This window comes from Aliidiomarina haloalkalitolerans (genome assembly GCF_003987315.1).
Classification (GTDB): domain Bacteria; phylum Pseudomonadota; class Gammaproteobacteria; order Enterobacterales; family Alteromonadaceae; genus Aliidiomarina; species Aliidiomarina haloalkalitolerans.
The window spans coordinates 33,033-49,482 of record NZ_PIPI01000009.1 but is presented as its reverse complement, the minus strand read 5'-3'; the positions used below and the strand labels follow the sequence as shown (position 1 = coordinate 49,482).

The 16,450-nt window shown below is 48.7% G+C and carries 12 protein-coding genes and 1 tRNA gene; 9 read left to right on the top strand and 4 right to left on the bottom strand.

Features of this window, described 5'->3' with window-relative positions:
• Positions 1-19 precede the first annotated feature (19 nt).
• From mutY to CWE06_RS10945, 6 genes are all read left to right on the top strand, one after another.
• Entirely contained in the window at positions 20-1,084 is a 1,065-nt protein-coding gene (gene mutY, locus CWE06_RS10970; RefSeq protein ID WP_126794108.1) for an A/G-specific adenine glycosylase, read from the top strand.
• 126 nt (positions 1,085-1,210) lie between these two features.
• Positions 1,211-1,483 (top strand): oxidative damage protection protein, encoded by a 273-nt coding sequence (locus CWE06_RS10965; RefSeq protein ID WP_126794106.1) that lies wholly within the window; start codon positions 1,211-1,213, stop codon positions 1,481-1,483.
• 282 nt (positions 1,484-1,765) lie between these two features.
• A complete protein-coding gene (gene proB, locus CWE06_RS10960) occupies positions 1,766-2,881 on the top strand; it encodes a glutamate 5-kinase (RefSeq protein WP_126794103.1) in 1,116 nt (371 codons plus the stop codon).
• A complete protein-coding gene (locus CWE06_RS10955) occupies positions 2,878-4,134 on the top strand; it encodes a glutamate-5-semialdehyde dehydrogenase (protein ID WP_126794100.1) in 1,257 nt (418 codons plus the stop codon). The genes proB and CWE06_RS10955 overlap by 4 nt, the downstream gene beginning before the upstream one ends.
• A 133-nt stretch (positions 4,135-4,267) precedes the next feature.
• A tRNA-Phe gene (locus CWE06_RS10950) sits at positions 4,268-4,343 on the top strand.
• 401 nt (positions 4,344-4,744) lie between these two features.
• Positions 4,745-5,359: an outer membrane protein gene (locus tag CWE06_RS10945; protein WP_126794097.1), complete on the top strand. Its 615-nt coding sequence runs from the start codon at positions 4,745-4,747 to the stop codon at positions 5,357-5,359.
• Between the two features lie 116 nt (positions 5,360-5,475).
• Here the strand turns inward: CWE06_RS10945 and CWE06_RS10940 are convergent, their stop codons facing one another.
• The gene (locus CWE06_RS10940) at positions 5,476-5,970 is read right to left on the bottom strand and encodes a methyltransferase family protein (RefSeq protein ID WP_241972548.1); all 495 of its coding nucleotides are present in this window, start codon (positions 5,968-5,970) and stop codon (positions 5,476-5,478) included.
• An 88-nt stretch (positions 5,971-6,058) separates the two neighbouring features.
• Between CWE06_RS10940 and CWE06_RS10935 the strand changes: the two genes are divergently transcribed.
• A complete protein-coding gene (locus CWE06_RS10935; protein ID WP_126794094.1) occupies positions 6,059-8,506 on the top strand; it encodes a heavy metal translocating P-type ATPase in 2,448 nt (815 codons plus the stop codon).
• Positions 8,507-8,546: 40 nt separating this feature from the next.
• Here CWE06_RS10935 and CWE06_RS10930 read toward each other — a convergent pair whose 3' ends face one another.
• Together CWE06_RS10930 and CWE06_RS10925 are read right to left on the bottom strand one after the other, a co-directional pair.
• Entirely contained in the window at positions 8,547-8,984 is a 438-nt protein-coding gene (locus CWE06_RS10930) for a VOC family protein (protein ID WP_126794091.1), read from the bottom strand.
• On the bottom strand, positions 8,971-9,702 hold the full coding sequence (locus CWE06_RS10925; protein WP_126794089.1) for an SGNH/GDSL hydrolase family protein: 732 nt from the start codon (positions 9,700-9,702) through the stop codon (positions 8,971-8,973). Before CWE06_RS10925 ends, CWE06_RS10930 begins: the two co-directional genes overlap by 14 nt.
• Positions 9,703-9,842: 140 nt before the next feature.
• On the opposite strand from CWE06_RS10925, the gene CWE06_RS10920 reads away from it, so the two are divergent.
• Together CWE06_RS10920 and CWE06_RS10915 are read left to right on the top strand one after the other, a co-directional pair.
• The gene (locus CWE06_RS10920) at positions 9,843-11,474 is read left to right on the top strand and encodes an FAD-binding dehydrogenase (protein ID WP_126794087.1); all 1,632 of its coding nucleotides are present in this window, start codon (positions 9,843-9,845) and stop codon (positions 11,472-11,474) included.
• A complete protein-coding gene (locus CWE06_RS10915; RefSeq protein WP_126794084.1) occupies positions 11,471-13,201 on the top strand; it encodes a thiamine pyrophosphate-binding protein in 1,731 nt (576 codons plus the stop codon). The genes CWE06_RS10920 and CWE06_RS10915 overlap by 4 nt, the downstream gene beginning before the upstream one ends.
• 72 nt (positions 13,202-13,273) lie before the next feature.
• Here CWE06_RS10915 and CWE06_RS10910 read toward each other — a convergent pair whose 3' ends face one another.
• On the bottom strand, positions 13,274-16,309 hold the full coding sequence (locus CWE06_RS10910) for a ligand-binding sensor domain-containing diguanylate cyclase (protein WP_198679094.1): 3,036 nt from the start codon (positions 16,307-16,309) through the stop codon (positions 13,274-13,276).
• Positions 16,310-16,450 lie beyond the last annotated feature (141 nt).

Genomic DNA, 16,450 nt, shown 5'->3' with positions numbered 1-16,450 from the left:
GTAAAAACAAGCAAATTTCATGAGTTCGCAGAAAAAAAGTAACCAATTACCTCAAAAAGCTACGCATCCGCTCAAGCCGCAAGCATTTGCTGACATTGTTCTGCAATGGCAAGCGCTGCATGGGCGTCACGATTTGCCTTGGCAACAACCAGCGACGCCTTATCGCGTACTCGTCAGTGAAATTATGCTGCAACAAACGCAAGTTAGCACTGTTATTCCTTATTTTCAGCGTTGGTTGCAGGCGTTTCCGGACTTGCATAGCCTCGCCAATGCCGAGGAAGATCAGGTCATGGCCTTGTGGCAAGGGCTTGGGTATTACTCGCGTGCGCGCAATTTGCAAAAGGCCGCGCAATACCTAACTCAAGAGTACCAAGGTGAGTTTCCGAACTCATTAACTGAACTCGAGCAGATTCCCGGCGTTGGTCGTTACACCGCTGGGGCTATTCGCTCCTTCGCATTTGATGACTACGGCCCAATTGTCGATGGCAATGTACGGCGTTTGTTTTGTCGGTTTTTTGCAATTGCCGGAGCCCCTTTAAGTAGCGCAGTAAACAAGCAATTGTGGCAACTCGCTGAGCAATTTACGCCACAAAACAACAATCGTGCATTTGCTCAAGGCCTACTCGACTTAGGGGCGACTGTGTGCACGCCGAAAAAGCCAAACTGCAATGATTGTCCCTTACAGTCAAACTGCATCGCTTTTCAGCAAAGCCGCGTCGACGAGTTCCCCAATCCAAAGCCGAAAAAGACCATCCCTTTGCGGCAAGGGCACTTTATTTGGCGCGTGGAAAATAGCCAAATTTGGTTGCAACGGCGACCTGAGTCCGGCATTTGGGCACGGCTTTGGTCGCTTCCCGAAGTCGACGGCGTTCCTAAAGGTGCAAGTTTGGTCGGTGAATTTCAGCATACCTTCAGTCACTACAAACTGCAGGCAAAAGTATGGCAACATGATCACACTCACCTGCAAGAGCCAGATGCCAATTATGTCGATCACCATTGGCTGCCACTCGAAGCATTAGATTCTGTGGGTTTACCGACGCCGATTCGACAGTTTTTACAGGCACAACTGCAAGCAGAGCGATAATCTCACTCGCCATTGCTGCTTCCGGTGGCGTCGGTATGATAAACTGCTAGCTATAACAATGTTCGAATGACGTTTGTGCTTAGTCCGCAGCAAAAAGCCTGCGCCCAGATATGAGGATAGTAAAACATGGCCCGTACTGTATTTTGTCAATATTTCCAAAAAGAAGCCGACGGTCTAGACTTTCAGCTCTACCCTGGTGAGCTAGGACAACGAATTTTCGAAAATATATCTAAAGAAGCGTGGGCCGAATGGCAGAAAAAGCAAACCATGCTGATTAACGAAAAGCGCTTGAATATGATGGACCCTGACGCGCGTGCATATCTCGAACGGGAAATGGAAGGTTTTCTGTTCGAAGGTAAAGACGTCGACATCGAAGGTTATACACCGCCAAGCAAATAATGAACGCGAATAGATCACAATAAGCCGGAACTCATTCACACACGATGTTCCGGCTTTTTTATACTTTCACATAGCAAAATGAATGAAAGCGCGAGAATGCTGCATAAAAATTTAAATTCTATGCAGTCAGTAACACACTGAGAATATTCAGGGCAACAATCTTCTGAATACCCCCTATCACTGAGATTAATGGCATTTACCCGCTCTTAACGGCCTTTGCGGTAGAGGCCAAAGGTCAATTTTGCTAGTATATACAGCTCGATTGTCCACTAGGGAGTGCATATGAAAATCCCAGCCTGGCGGAGAGCAGTGATTAAAGTCGGCAGTGCTCTTATCGCGCCAGATGGTAACGGTTGCAGTTCAAAATATCTTTTAGCCATCGCTCGCTTCATTAATGAATGCCGTGAGCGCGGACAAGAAATTGTCTTGGTTTCATCTGGATCCGTTGCAGCAGGCCGACATCATTTCAACCACGAAGATAAACACGTTCCGGTTGTCCTTAAAAAAGCCATGGCGGCTGTTGGACAAACCCAAGTCATGGAAAGCTGGGCACGCTTTTTTGATTTCCCCTGTGCTCAAGTCCTCATGACACATGATGATTTGCGCGATCGTGAGCGCTACATCAGTATCCGTAACTCAGTCAATACGCTGCTTGAGCACGGCATTATGCCGATCGCCAATGAGAACGATGCGTTAGCGACCGACGACCTGAAAGTCGGTGATAATGACAACTTGGCAGCGATGGTGGCAACTGTCGTCGACGCCGATGCCTTATTTATTTGTTCAGACATTGACGGTTTGTTCGACAAAGATCCGAACAAACACAAAGACGCGACTCTCATACCTGTCGTTGATGAAATCGACCAAAGCATTTATGCACTCGCTGGCGGTTCAGCAAGTACTGTTGGTACCGGAGGCATGCGCACCAAAGTCGAAGCGGCAGAAAAAGCCACGACCCATGGCATCGATACGTACATTCTAAACGGCCGTAAAGGCAGTAAGTTTGAAGTGCTGTTGCGGAATGAAAACCCCGGCACTTTATTTAAAGCCAAAGAAAACCCACTGAGTAATAAGAAGCACTGGCTGCGCCACACCTTAATTGCTCAGGGCGAGATATTAGTCGATTCAGACACAATCAAAGCCCTGCGCGAAGAAGGTGGTTCGTTACTTAGTCCGGGTATCGTCGATATACAAGGAAATTTTGATCGCGGCGATGCAGTGCTCATTCGTAGTGCAGAAAACATGGAAACGATCGCAAAAGGTATTTGTCGGTATAGCTCCCACGAGCTGATTCATATCAAAGGACAAACCGACACCGCAATCGCTGAAGCATACGGTTATAGCCCAATCAGCGAAGTCATTCACCGCGACGATTTAATGTTATGGAGCAAAAAATGAGTAACCAAGTATTAGCACAAGAAATTTCGCAACGTGCCGCAAAAGCAGCGCGTGCAATAGCGACACTACCAACTGCAGAGAAAAATGCAGTTCTACAGAAGATGGCTGACGCCATTCGTCAGCATACACCGGCGATTTTAAAAGCCAATGCTGACGACCTAACTGCGGGTCAAGAAAAAGGCCTCGATGCAGCGATGATGGACCGCCTCGCTCTCGACGAAGCGCGGATTGAAGACATGGCGAGTGCCATTGAAGAGATTATTGCTTTACCCGATCCGGTTGGCGAAAGTTATCTGCTCGAAGAGCGCCCAAACGGGATGCGGGTCGACAAAATGCGCATTCCCCTTGGCGTTATTTGCATGATTTACGAAGCACGCCCAAATGTTACTGCTGATGCTGGCGCTCTTTGTTTTAAGTCTGGCAACGCCGTTATTTTGCGTTGTGGTCGCGAAGCCATTGGCACCAGTAAAGTGATTGCCGAAGCGATGCATAGCGCCATCGAAGCTAGCGGCTTGCCAAAAGACGTGGTCACCGTCGTGCCGACGCCAGACCGTGACTTAATGGCTGAGCTATTAAAGCAAAGCGACCATATTGACTTAGTCATCCCGCGCGGCGGCGAAGGCTTGATTCACTATGTGAGTGATAACAGCAAAATCCCAGTGATTCAGCATTATAAAGGTGTTTGTCATTTATACGTCGACAAAGACGCAGATCTCAACAAAGCACTTGCACTCCTACTCAATGGTAAAACCCAACGAACCGGTGTCTGTAATGCCCTCGAGGGACTTTTAGTGCACGCTGATGTTGCCGAGCGTTTCTTACCGATGGCTGCTGCCGCACTTGCTGAGAAGAGCGTCAAAGTTCATGCTTGCGAAAAATCCTTAGCGCACTTCGATCGCGCTGAGCTGATTGCTGATGATGCGTTTGGTGAAGAATACCTAGCGCTGGAAATCGCAGTTCGGACAGTCCGTGATTATGACCATGCAGTGGCGCACTTAGATCAATTTTCCAGTGGCCATACCGACGTTATCTGCACCGAGAATGAACAAACCGCGCGGCGCTTTATTGCTGACATTGACTCAGCAGTGACCATGTGGAATACCTCGTCACGCTTTTCTGACGGTGGCCAACTTGGCCTTGGTGCGGAAATTGGTATTTCAACATCTAAGTTACATGCCTATGGTCCAATGGGCTTGCAGTCATTAACAACAGAAAAGTTTGTTGTGACTGGTAATGGACAAATTCGTCCTTAAGCGCGAATGGCTGATGCGGCTTGGCTAAAATAGCAGCAGGTGATTGTTTTTTTCGGTCACTTTGCTGTTCAAGCCTTGACAGTGTCACGTAAAACAAGTCTAATACCGCCCGCATCGCAAGATGCTTCGGCATGCCCAGATAGCTCAGTCGGTAGAGCAGGGGATTGAAAATCCCCGTGTCGGTGGTTCGATTCCGCCTCTGGGCACCATTATTCGAAAAGCCTCGCTAGCAATAGCGAGGCTTTTTTCGTTTCGCTCTAGGCTGTTTCCGTTCCGCTCAAGGCTGTTCGTTCCGCTCAAGGCTGTTCGTTCCACTCAAGGCTGTTTCCGTTCCGCTCAAGGCTGTTCGTTCCGCTCAAGGCTGTTCGTTCCACTCAAGGCTGTTCGTTCCGCTCAAAGCTTTTTTATGTTTCGCTCAAGACCAATCCAGTCAACACCTGTAGACAATTCGAAGGCAATCTCGCACAAATTTAACACAAGAGTTTTTGTCAGCAATTGTCAAACTCTATTGAACCTACGCCCCTTCTCACCTAAATTGCATCTCAAGGTCAGGCCACACTAAAAACCCGGTCATGACTAATTTAACCATTTGAATTTAAAAGGATCTTTTATGAAAATTCTAAAGAGCTCAGCTTTGATTGGTGCCTTACTTGTATCAGGCAACGTGTTAGCAAACGACTTAACCTATGACTTCGCCAATGTTAGCTATGTCAAATACGGAACTGGCAGCGATAGTATCGACGGATTCGGCTTTGAATTGAACAAACTGTTGAATGACAAACTTTACTTAAATGGTTCTTATACCAACGTTTCCGACTCATTTAGTGAGAACGTTGGCGGCGAAATGCTCCGTGGTAAAGTCGATGGCGACCTGCTCAGCTTCGGATTAGGCTACCGCCATAGCTTGCAACAGAATGTTGACTGGTTCTTAGAAGGTGGATTGAGCTATGTCGATATGAGCGCACGTGTTTCCGGCGGCGGCGTAACTTTCCGTGAAAGTTATGACGACACTGGCTATTACGGTGCAACCGGTATCAATGCATTGTTAACGCCAAAACTACAAGCGCAAGTCTTTGTTCGTTACACCGACATCGCAGACACCTCATCGACTGAGTTTGGAGTGCAAGGACGTTATCGCTTCACTAATAACTTCCACGGCATCGTTGGTGTTTCGCGTGACTCAGACGATACCACTATGCGCATTGGTTTAAGCTACGCATTCTAATACTTCGGAAGCTTGACGACAGGGATGTTCTAGGAATCGGATGCCTATCTCGTCGGACTTGGATGTCCTCACCAAAGGAAGCTCTCAGAGCTTCCTTTTCTTTCCTAAAAAAAAACTTATAACCAACGTCGGACACTATCCATATAATGCTGGTACTCAGCCCCAAACTTGGCTAGCAAGAAACGTTCCTCAGGCTTTATTTGGAACTGTGTGATATAGGCAATAAAGACCGGTAGCATCACCAAACTCAACCAATTCTCCAAATAAAATCCGAACGCCAACAGCCATAGACACATACCAACATACATTGGATTGCGGGTGACACGGTATATGCCAGAACGAACAACCGCAGTGGACTTTTCAACCTGCACTGGGTGAACGGACGTGCGATGACGACGAAACTCAACAACCCCTAACAGCGCTATCAGGCAGCCGAGTAAAAATGAGCCGAGCGACCACCACCCTGTGAGCTGAAAACTTAGGCTTGGAAAAAGCCAACGAAGAATCAGCATGTCGAGCATACAAATCACTACCACCAACAAAGGTGGAATCTTTAGTTCTAAGTCCTTCATCGCAATCCTTCTCTGCAATTCTTCATTGCTGTTTTTCATTGCTATTCGTAATAAGATAGCAGCTAGGTTTATCCATCGCTTCGCGCTACTATACTGCAAATTCTCGGCTTGCCAAAGGAGAGGTCAAATGTCCAAAGCAAGTAATCGGACCGTGCAAATTCCCGTGACGAAATTAACTTGTGCGGGTTGTGTTAAACGTGCCACCAGCGCAATCACTAGCGTTACCGACACCTCCAACGTTTCGGTGAATTTAGCCACTGAGAAAGCACAGTTTACCTATTCCGATGACGCAACTCTTGCTGCAGTTTTCAATGCTCTGACGACGGCTGGTTATCCGAGTCGAGCTGAAACCCTTGAACTTGACCTGGTCGGAATGAACTGCGCCTCGTGCGTGAATAAGGTAGAGAAGTCACTAAGCCAAGTGCCGGGTGTGCTTGAAGCTCGGGTTAACTTAGCGAGCGAAAGTGCTTGGATTAAGTTTATTGTTGGTACCTGTACACCAGAACAGCTGATTGCCCAAGTCAAGGCTTCGGGTTATCAAGCGAGCCTGCATAGCCACGAGCCTGGCCAAGACGTTAACCAACACAAAGAACAAGAAATCAAAGAACTACGCATGTCATTTTGGTTTGCTTTTCTAATGACACTGCCGGTTTTTATCCTCGAGATGGGCAGTCATTTCATTCCTGCCGTGCACCATTGGGTTGAGCATTCGTTAGGTCAAACCCTGAATTGGAATTTGCAGTTTGTCCTCACAACCCTAGTGCTCGCAATTCCCGGACGGCGTTTTTATCAAATCGGGATACCGAACTTACTCCGTGGCTCACCCGACATGAATTCGCTCGTTGCACTCGGTACAGGCGCTGCTTGGGGTTTTTCTGTGGTCGCGACTTACTTGCCCAACTTGCTCCCTGCCAATACTCAGCATGTTTATTATGAAGCTGCGGCTGTTATCGTTACCTTGATTCTCCTTGGTCGCTTTCTTGAGGCGCGGGCTAAAGGTCGAACCGGAGAAGCAATAAAACGCTTGGTCGGCCTGCAAGCGAAACAAGCTCGCGTTGAACGAGATGACGAGTGGGTCGATGTCGATATTCAAGCTATCCAAGTCGGTGATCTCATCTTGGTAAAGCCAGGCGAAAAGATTCCTGTCGATGGTACCGTCACCCGCGGTGAGTCCTACATTGATGAGTCGATGCTTACCGGTGAGCCAATGCCGGTGCACAAAAGTGAAGGCGCCACAGTGGTTGGCGGCACGCTTAACGGCAACAGCAGCTTAACCTTTCGAGCAACGAAAGTTGGTGCTGACACCATGCTCGCTCAAATCATTCAATTAGTTGAACAGGCTCAGGGGGCGCGGCTCCCAGTCCAAGCATTGGTCGATAAAGTCACCGCCGTATTTGTGCCGGTTGTGATTGTTTTTGCATTACTAACCTTTGCGATTTGGTTCATTTGGGGCCCAAGCCCCGCCCTCACCTTTGCCATTGTCAATGCCGTTGCTGTGCTGATTATTGCCTGCCCATGTGCAATGGGATTAGCGACACCGGTATCCATTATGGTCGGAACCGGCCGTGCTGCTGAACAAGGGGTTTTATTCCGCAAAGGCGAATCACTGCAAACTCTACGCAATGCAAAAGTCATTGCTCTCGACAAAACCGGCACCCTAACGGAAGGGAAGCCTAAATTAACGGATCTTGAACTTACCAATGGTTTTGACCGCGAACAGTTGCTAGCTTTAGTCGCTGCCGTCGAGCAGGAGTCGGAGCACCCCATTGCCCAAGCTATTGTCGCCGCAGCTGACGACGAAGGTATTCGGATTCCGCTCGCAGAGTCATTTCAAAGTACCACTGGCATGGGTGTCGCTGCCACGGTTCAAGGCCAGACGGTAAGCGTTGGTGCCGATCGTTTCTTAAGCGAGTTAGGTATTGACGTTGCGCCATTTACCGAGCGTGCAAAAGAACTTGGTCAGGAAGGAAAAACTCCTTTATATGTGGCCATCGATGGCCAGCTCGCGGGTTTAATCGCTGTCGCCGATACCATTCGCGAAGGCACACCGGAAGCAATTCGAGCTTTCCATGCTGCGGGGTTAAAAGTGGCCATGATCACCGGTGATAATCACCGCACCGCAGCAGCGATTGCCCATCAACTGGATATTGATAAAGTCGTTGCTGAAGTGCTACCTGCGGGTAAAGTTGCCGCAGTCGAAAAACTGCGACAAGAGTTCGGCAATTTGGCATTTGTTGGCGATGGTATTAATGACGCGCCAGCACTTGCCGAAGCAGATACCGGCATTGCCGTGGGCAGCGGTACCGACGTTGCGATTGAGTCCGCCGATGTGGTGCTCATGCGCGGCGATTTGCGCGGTGTTGTCACCGCTTTGACCTTGAGTCACAAGACCATTCGCAATATTAAACAGAATTTGTTCTGGGCGTTTGCTTACAACGCCAGTCTGATTCCTGTTGCCGCAGGTTTACTTTACCCAGCCTTCGGTATTTTGTTGTCACCGATGCTGGCGGCTGGTGCGATGGCACTCTCGAGTATTTTCGTACTCTCGAATGCGTTGCGTCTGAAGCGAGCTTAAGTAACTTCAAGTAAATAGCTAAGCTTATATCCTTGTCTGATTAATCCGGCTCTCCCGAGCCATCATGAGGATTCCAGACCACCTCCCAAAGGTGGTGGTCTGGGTCTTTAAATACCCCACCATAACCACCCCAAGAAAATTCTTTCGGCGCTCTAACGATTTCGGCACCTGCTGCCTGAGCTTGAGCCACTATCGTATCGACATCGCTGCGCTTACGGACATTGTGCGCCAACATAAAGCCGCTAGAGTCTGGCGCTGACAAACTAACATGACATTCTGCGCTAATACTTTTACGTGGCCACAAGGCAAGTCGCAAGCCGGGCTGAAAATCAAAAAAAACGACCGCTCCGTGATTATGTTCCGAGCCAATAATTCCCTTCGTTGCTAAGCCTAAGCCGTCCCGATAAAACCTTAAAGATCGCTCAAGATCATCCACACCAAGGGTAATGTAGCTAATCGAATTACTAAATTGTGTCATGACGTTTATCCTGAAGTTGCCGCACAATGGCTTGCGCCCACAATGGATAGCCTGCAGGTCCTGGGTGGAAACCATCGCTGGCAATTACGTTAGGGGCAAGCGGGAAGTTAATCCGCACCAGGCTGACTCTTTCGTGCGCAGACGCGACCCGTTCTAGCTCGTAGCTTAAGCGTCGCGCCTGTCGACCCAAATACCAACGCAATGGTTGCGGTAAAGCCGGAAACAAATGCATCGGTGGCACGTCGGTTAAATAAATCCAGCGCGCTTTATATTTGTCTTGTAACAGTTTCACTAAGGCTAGCTGCTGACGCCGAAAACGATAATCCGCTAACCCACTGGTGACATCATTCACGCCAAGTGACGTGATAACTAAATCGAAGTCTTGTGCTTGTCGTAGATGCAGTTTGATCAGCGCCACCGCTGTCGTATCACCATTTTTTGCCCACAGTGTCCATTCAATCCGATGATTAGGATAAGCGCCCTGCAACTGGGTTAATAACTGCCCGCTCAGTGCCTCAGTTTGCGCACCCACGCCTACACCTGCAGCAGCAGAATCACCACAAATAAGAACGCGCAGCACGCATGTACTGTCATCCGCATTTTCCGGCATCACTTGACCGCTACGGGGGCCAGCAGCTTCTGGTAGCCTCGGGGTTTTGCGTTTTACATGTTTACCCTGATACAACAAAATCGGTGCCAACAGCAGCTTGAAGAACATTTGCAAACTCGACCTCGCACGACTTAGCTCTCAATTGCGGATCCTATCGTACAATTTTGTACTACAGGCGCAAAATGTTAAAAAATAGTAGGGCTTTTCTGCTACATTCGAAGCAGAAGCTTTCATCTTGAGTATGCATTATGTCACAAATACAACAATATCAGAGCGATAGTGTCATCATTGGCGGTGGTCTCGCCGGTATTGTGACTGCTCTGGAGTTACTTAATGCTGGAAAAACCGTAACCTTGGTTGATGCCGAGCCGGAAGATGCATTTGGCGGTCAAGCAAACCAAGCTTTTGGTGGCATGCTCCTCATTAATACCAAAGAGCAGCGACGTAACAAGATCCACGACTCACCCGAACTTTTATTGCAAGACTGGTTGCGCGCAGGTGAGTTTAAAGAAGACGATGTTTGGGGGCGGCGATGGGCAAAAGAATATGCCTACCACTGTAAAACCGATGTTTATGATTGGTTGCTGCAACATAAGATTTCTTTTTTCCCAGCCGTGCAATGGGTCGAGCGGGGTAATCATGGCAATGGTAATTCCCTCCCCCGCTACCATATTGCTTGGGGCTGTGGGCGTGGCGTGGTACAAACCCTGATTGCTCATCTGCTCAATCATCCGCAAGCAAACAAGCTGACTCGCTTACATGAACACCGCGTGCTAGCGCTGACCCGCGACCCGCAATCTGGTGCGATTAATGGTTGCTCAGGAATTACCAGCGAACAACACGAGTTTGTAATTCAAGCACAATCGACCGTTGTTTGCAGCGGTGGTATTAACGGTAATTTAGAGCGAGTGAAACAGCATTGGGATCCAGTTTATGGCCCGTATCCTGAGAACCTACTCAGCGGTGTTTCTCCCGCTGCTGACGGTGCACTTCACGATGTCGTTGAGCAGCTCGGTGGCCAAGTCGTTAATCTCAACCAAATGTGGAACTACGCCGCTGGTATTGCTCACCCACAACCACAATTCTCCCAACATGGTTTAAGCCTTATTCCGCCGCGCTCAGCTTTATGGTTGGACGCCTATGGTCATCGCATTGGCCCTGAACCTTTAGTCACAGGCTTCGATACTCATGACCTCTGTAAGCAAACAGGACAGCAACCGGGCCAGTACACTTGGCAAGTGATGAATTGGAAGATTGCGGCGAAAGAGTTAGCGATTTCTGGTACTGATGAAAACCCACTGTTCCGAGATAAGCGTATGCTTGCGATTATTTGGCAAACACTGCGCGGCAATCATGACCTCGTAAAATGGCTCGTAAACGAGTGTGATGATGTGGTTAGTGCACAAACGCTGCCAGAGCTCGCTGAGAAGATGCGAGCACTGGCTAATGATGATCGGCTCGATGCCGATAATCTAACTCACACAGTGACTGCTTATGACAGCATGCTCAAGCGCGGTCCTGCATTTTGGAATGACGGACAGATACGCAAACTACAACAACTGCGCCAATGGCGCAGTGACCGTTTAAGAACATGCAAGTTTCAAGCGATTAACGACGCTAAATCCGGGCCGCTGATTGCCATTCGCGAGCGACTGATTAGTCGCAAGAGTATGGGTGGTATGCTAACGAATCTTAACTCGCAAGTTCTGGACCGCGAGCACCGACCTATCCCCGGGCTATATGCAGCTGGCGAAGCTGCAGGGTTTGGAGGCGGCGGTATCGCTGGTATTCGCTCGCTCGAAGGTACATTTTTATCTAATTGTGTGTTGAACGGCCGTCGTGCCGCTCGCCATATAGCGATTCAAAAGGAAAAATCATGAAAAAGTCAGGTGCAGCTCTCGCTCGTTACGCCCTTGAACAAATCGGCGTGACTCACACCTTTGGGATTCCCGGGGTGCACAACACCGAACTTTACGACGAACTCAATGCATCGGAGAGCATTCAACCAGTGCTCGTAGCCCACGAAGGCGGCGGCGCGTTTATGGCAGACGCCGTGAGTCGGATGGGTAAAAGCATTGGTACCATGGTCATTGTACCGGCGGCAGGCGTTACGCATGCTGCTAGTGGTATCGGCGAAGCAGGACTCGATGGTATTCCAATGTTAGTCATTTCTGGTGGCATTCATAGTGAGAGTGGTCACCAGTTTCAATTGCATGATATGGACCAGCACACCTTGCTGTCGCCGATTACCAAGGCAACATTCCGTATTGAGTCGCACCAAGAAGTCATTCCAACCATCTACGAAGCATACCGCATTGCAACTCAAGGTGAACCTGGCCCAGTATTTATTGAGTTACCGTACAATATTGGTAATTTCCTCGGCGAAGTTGAAGGCATGCCAGCATTCGACTCCCATAGCGCTGCAGCGCAAGTGGACAAGACATTGTTAAAGCAAGCCGCAGAGATGCTTGCTACAGCACAGAATCCGGGGATCTTTGTCGGTTGGGGTGCCCTTGATGCTATTGATTCACTGACCGCTTTAGCTGAACATTTGTCGGCACCGGTCTGTACCACGCTGCAGGGGCTCAGCGCTTTCCCTGGGAACCACCCTTTACACACTGGGATGGGTTTTGGTGCTTATGCTGTACCTGCAGCAGAAGCTGCGTTCGCAGAGTGTGATTGTTTACTTGCCATCGGTACGCGCTTTGCCGAGATCCCCACGGGGAGTTACAGTATGCCGGTACCTGACAATTTGATACATATCGATATCAATCCAGCGGTATTTAATGCCAACTTCCCAGCAAAAATCGCCATCCAAGGCGACGCTAAAAAAGCCCTGCCAAGTTTACTTGAGTTTGTCACTGCGGCCACGGCGAAGCGCGACACGACTGCGTTAACGGCGCTAATCGCGCAGCAAAAAAAACGCTACGAAGACGAATGGTTAGCTCACAAAAGTAATGGCCGAGTGAATCCAAAAGTCTTCTTTAACGCTTTGCGAGCCGCGATTGAAGATGATGCAATTCTTGTTGCCGACGACGGTAATCATACGTTTTTAATGGCAGAGTTAATGCCCGTGCATGGCCAACGGCAATTCATTTCGCCCAGCGATTTCAATGCCATGGGTTATTGCATACCCGCTGTGATCGGCGCTAAGTTAGCCGAACCGAACCGCCAAGTCATCGGTGTTGTTGGTGACGGTGCACTGAAAATGACAGGGCTTGAATTGAGTACAGGTAGTCACTTAGGACTTGGGGCTGTGGTATTTGTATTTAATGATGGCGAATTGTCGCAAATTGCCCAAGCACAACAAATTCCCTATAACCGGAAAACATGTACGGTGCTCAAACCGTTAAAAATATCTGCACTCGCCGAAGCGACCGATTGCAAGTTCTTTGCGCTTGAAAACAATCAAGCGGTCGAACAAGTCATTGCTTCAGCACTGCAAGCTGCTGCCGATGGTCATATGGTCGTCGTTGACGTCCACATTGATTACTCAAAGCGAACGCGCTTCACCCAAGGCGTTGTAAAAAGCACCCTAAAACGATTTGCTCCAAGAGATAAATTGCGCGCGATTTCACGGGCATTAGTTCGCAAAGTTACCGGCTAATTTATGTCTGCTGCATGCTAAGATAGTTTGCTCGAGGCAAACAATGAGAACCCGCCACTGTTGGCGGGTTTTTTATTTGCGAAAGACACACACACGGTTCCGACCTTGTTCTTTTGCTTGGTATAGGGCTTTATCGGCATGAATCAACATTGTGCTGTGGCCTTCCTGACCAATTCGACACGCCATACCTATACTCAGGGTCGGTTGCACATTACTGGCAATATCAGAATAATCTGCGCTCTCTATTGCTTTACGAATACGCTCACAAATGACCACACCCTCAGATTCACTGGTATTGCCAAATACAATCGCAAATTCTTCGCCACCCCAACGAGCGGCATAGTCTTGGTCACGAATATTATCTCGAATAATCTGCCCTACGCGTTTCAAGACTTGGTCACCAACCGCGTGCAAATGCCGGTCATTAATTAATTTAAAATGATCTAAGTCGAGAATTGCAAGGCAGAGTGGCTGATGCAGTTTGGTTGCCTTGTGCAAGTTCGCACGCAAAGCATGGTCAAATGCTCGCCGGTTGGGCAACTTGGTTAACACATCTTCATTTGCAAGCGCCTGCAACTCTTTTGTTTGCTCTTGCACGAGTCTTTTTAACTCATTTCGCGAGCGTTCGAGTGCACTGACTCGAATTCGAATAAATAAATAGCCAAGCAGCATGATGACAATAATAATGCCACCCCAAAACCATGGGTATTCATAATAACGAGGGGTCACTTGAAAGTAGTAGCTGACCGCTGGTGACCATTCAGAACCCGGGTAGCGAGTCTGTACGACAAACTCGTAGCGACCTGAAGGAAGTGCCGTGTATTCCGAATAGGTTTGCTGATCGCGGCGAATCCAATCGCTATCAAAGCCAACCAGTTGGACTCGATATTGTAATTGCTGGGTCATGCGAAAGCCGAGTCCGCTGTAACGAAACTCAATCCGCCCAAAGCGGTTGGGGATTTGACTCACGTCAGCAATCGCCTGGCCGTCAACATACACGCCATCAATCACAACCGGTGGCGGTGTAATGCCGTGCCCTTCGATATCTTCTGGGTCAATCACCACAGTTCCTGCTGCGCTTGCGAACCATAATTGGCCACTGCTATCGCGCACTGACGAAGGTCCGCCACTGTTTATTTGGTTGCTTACCATACCGTCGGTACTACCATACACCACCGGCACTACCTGATTACTTTCACCGTTAAGAAACGCTTGCCACTGCTCGGCTGGCACGCGCACGATACCGCGGCTGCTACCGATCCATAGGGCTTCATCCGCATCGAAATTCACCGAAAAGAACTTGTCAAACGGTAAGCCGTGCTCACGTGACAGCCAATGCCAACTTTGGTCTGACAATTCGTGAATTAAGATTCCGCGGTCAGTGGCAAACCACAGTCGTTCGTGATGCTGGAAAATAGCAAACAAATTCTGAGCAACGGTAAACGCACTCAAGTCAATCGCTTGCGTTTGCCATTCTTCACTATCATGGTAAATCCGCGTAAGTTGCGATAACCCTGTGATTGACCCCACCCACAAGGTACCTTCGCTGTCGATTTCAAGTGACGAAACAAAGTCGGCGGCTAAGCCACTTGCAACGGTAAAATGCTGTAGTTGTTCAAAGCCGCTACCGTTAAAGCGCAATGCGAACAAGCCTTCGGGTGAGCCTGCCCAAATAATATCGGCTGCGGAGTCATAAACAACCGCTCTTACCTCCGGAATAAACAAGCCTTGCTCGCGGCCGAATTGCGCCAAAACTTGGTTGTCGATTAGCAATAGCAAGCCATCGGTGTAAGTACCAATCAACAGACCTAAGTCTTGGTAGCGAGCTAAGCTTAAAACCGATACATTCGCTAGTTGTTCTGGATGATCAATAGGCGTTATCTGGCTGCCTAATATGCGTGTTAAACCTTCATTCGAACCGACCCAAACTGCACCATCAGCAGCTTCCTGTACCGAACGAATAAAATTACCTTTAACACCCTGCACCCTTGTAAAACTGGTAAACAAGGCGTCGCGAAGCTGTGCTAAACCACCATGCGTCGAAGCCCAAATATTACCTTCACTATCTTGAAAAACGTCAAGGACGTGCTGGTTCGGTAAACCATGCTCGACAGTCAGATAGTCAATGCCGTCGCTAGTTATGCGACCCAACCCATGGGCAAAAGTTCCAAACCACAGCTCGCCATTCAGGCCTTCATGGATGGAGGTAATAATTCCGTCGATTGCTTCGGGATAGACCTCGCATGCACTGAGATCCGGCAAACAAAAATATAAACCACTAGCGCTGGTCGCAACTAAGTGCCCTGTTCGCAAACGAATTAAATCGCGAAACAGTTCCGCAGGAAGCAGTTCGAGAATCTCAAACTGGTTGGTATCTTGATTAAAACGAGCGACGCCACGCTGAGTAGCGACCCAAATTTCATCAAAATAGACTGCATCCGGATGAACTGACATCGGCGATTGCTGATGAACAATATAAACACGAAATGCGTAGCCGTCCGGTAACCCGTCGACCATGCTGTATATTTGCCGTTGGCCATCAGGAAAATAACGAACAACACCTGCATTTGAGGCAACAGCCCATATTTCACCATTGCTTGTGGTTGCAGTTTCATTGACAAAATCGGGCGCACTCTCAAGTGCTTGCCAACGGCCATGGCGAAAAGTCGTTATTCCTCCCCGCGGGCCAGACGCAATAACACCGTAGCCGCTACTATCTGGCTGAATGTCGATAACACCCGTTTCTTCCATCTGCAGCTGGTCAAGATCATCAAAAACGGTAAACGTGCGCCCGTTGAAACGTACCGGTCCTTCCCAGGTTGCTAGCCACAGATAACCGTCAGCGGTTTGGGTAATTTTGTTTACTGAGTTATGCGGTAAGCCGTCTCGCGTGTTCCAACTAGTCAGAGTGTACTGGGTGATTGGCTTCGACAATTCCGGCAATTGCGGAAAAATGTTGGCATTATTGTTTGAGGAAATCGTGTCTGAGGATATCGTGTCTGGCGATTTCGTGTCTGGCAATTGCGCAGCAAAAGCTGATAACGCCTGTACCCCTAAGAGCACGATAAAAGCGCATTGCAACAATGAAGACGTCGTACTTTTAAACAAGCACTCCGATTGATTCGAACTAGGTTTAAGAGACTGCCGCATAAGGTGCTAAAACCGAAAACTTTGTTGATTGTTATTTTATTGTTAACCAACATATAACAAGCCACGTTTAAAGTCATTAGCTAATCAATGCATGCGGCA

Bases quoted from the DNA above. Each gene is read 5' to 3' on its own strand.
- CWE06_RS10915 (WP_126794084.1), top strand. From the start codon at position 11,471: ATGAAAAAGTCAGGTGCAGCTCTCGCTCGTTACGCCCTTGAACAAATC.
- CWE06_RS10935 (WP_126794094.1), top strand. From the start codon at position 6,059: ATGTCCAAAGCAAGTAATCGGACCGTGCAAATTCCCGTGACGAAATTA.
- CWE06_RS10965 (WP_126794106.1), top strand. From the start codon at position 1,211: ATGGCCCGTACTGTATTTTGTCAATATTTCCAAAAAGAAGCCGACGGT.
- CWE06_RS10930 (WP_126794091.1), bottom strand. From the start codon at position 8,984: ATGACACAATTTAGTAATTCGATTAGCTACATTACCCTTGGTGTGGAT.
- CWE06_RS10955 (WP_126794100.1), top strand. From the start codon at position 2,878: ATGAGTAACCAAGTATTAGCACAAGAAATTTCGCAACGTGCCGCAAAA.
- CWE06_RS10945 (WP_126794097.1), top strand. From the start codon at position 4,745: ATGAAAATTCTAAAGAGCTCAGCTTTGATTGGTGCCTTACTTGTATCA.
- CWE06_RS10920 (WP_126794087.1), top strand. From the start codon at position 9,843: ATGTCACAAATACAACAATATCAGAGCGATAGTGTCATCATTGGCGGT.
- CWE06_RS10940 (WP_241972548.1), bottom strand. From the start codon at position 5,970: ATGAAAAACAGCAATGAAGAATTGCAGAGAAGGATTGCGATGAAGGAC.
- mutY (WP_126794108.1), top strand. From the start codon at position 20: ATGAGTTCGCAGAAAAAAAGTAACCAATTACCTCAAAAAGCTACGCAT.
- proB (WP_126794103.1), top strand. From the start codon at position 1,766: ATGAAAATCCCAGCCTGGCGGAGAGCAGTGATTAAAGTCGGCAGTGCT.
- CWE06_RS10925 (WP_126794089.1), bottom strand. From the start codon at position 9,702: ATGTTCTTCAAGCTGCTGTTGGCACCGATTTTGTTGTATCAGGGTAAA.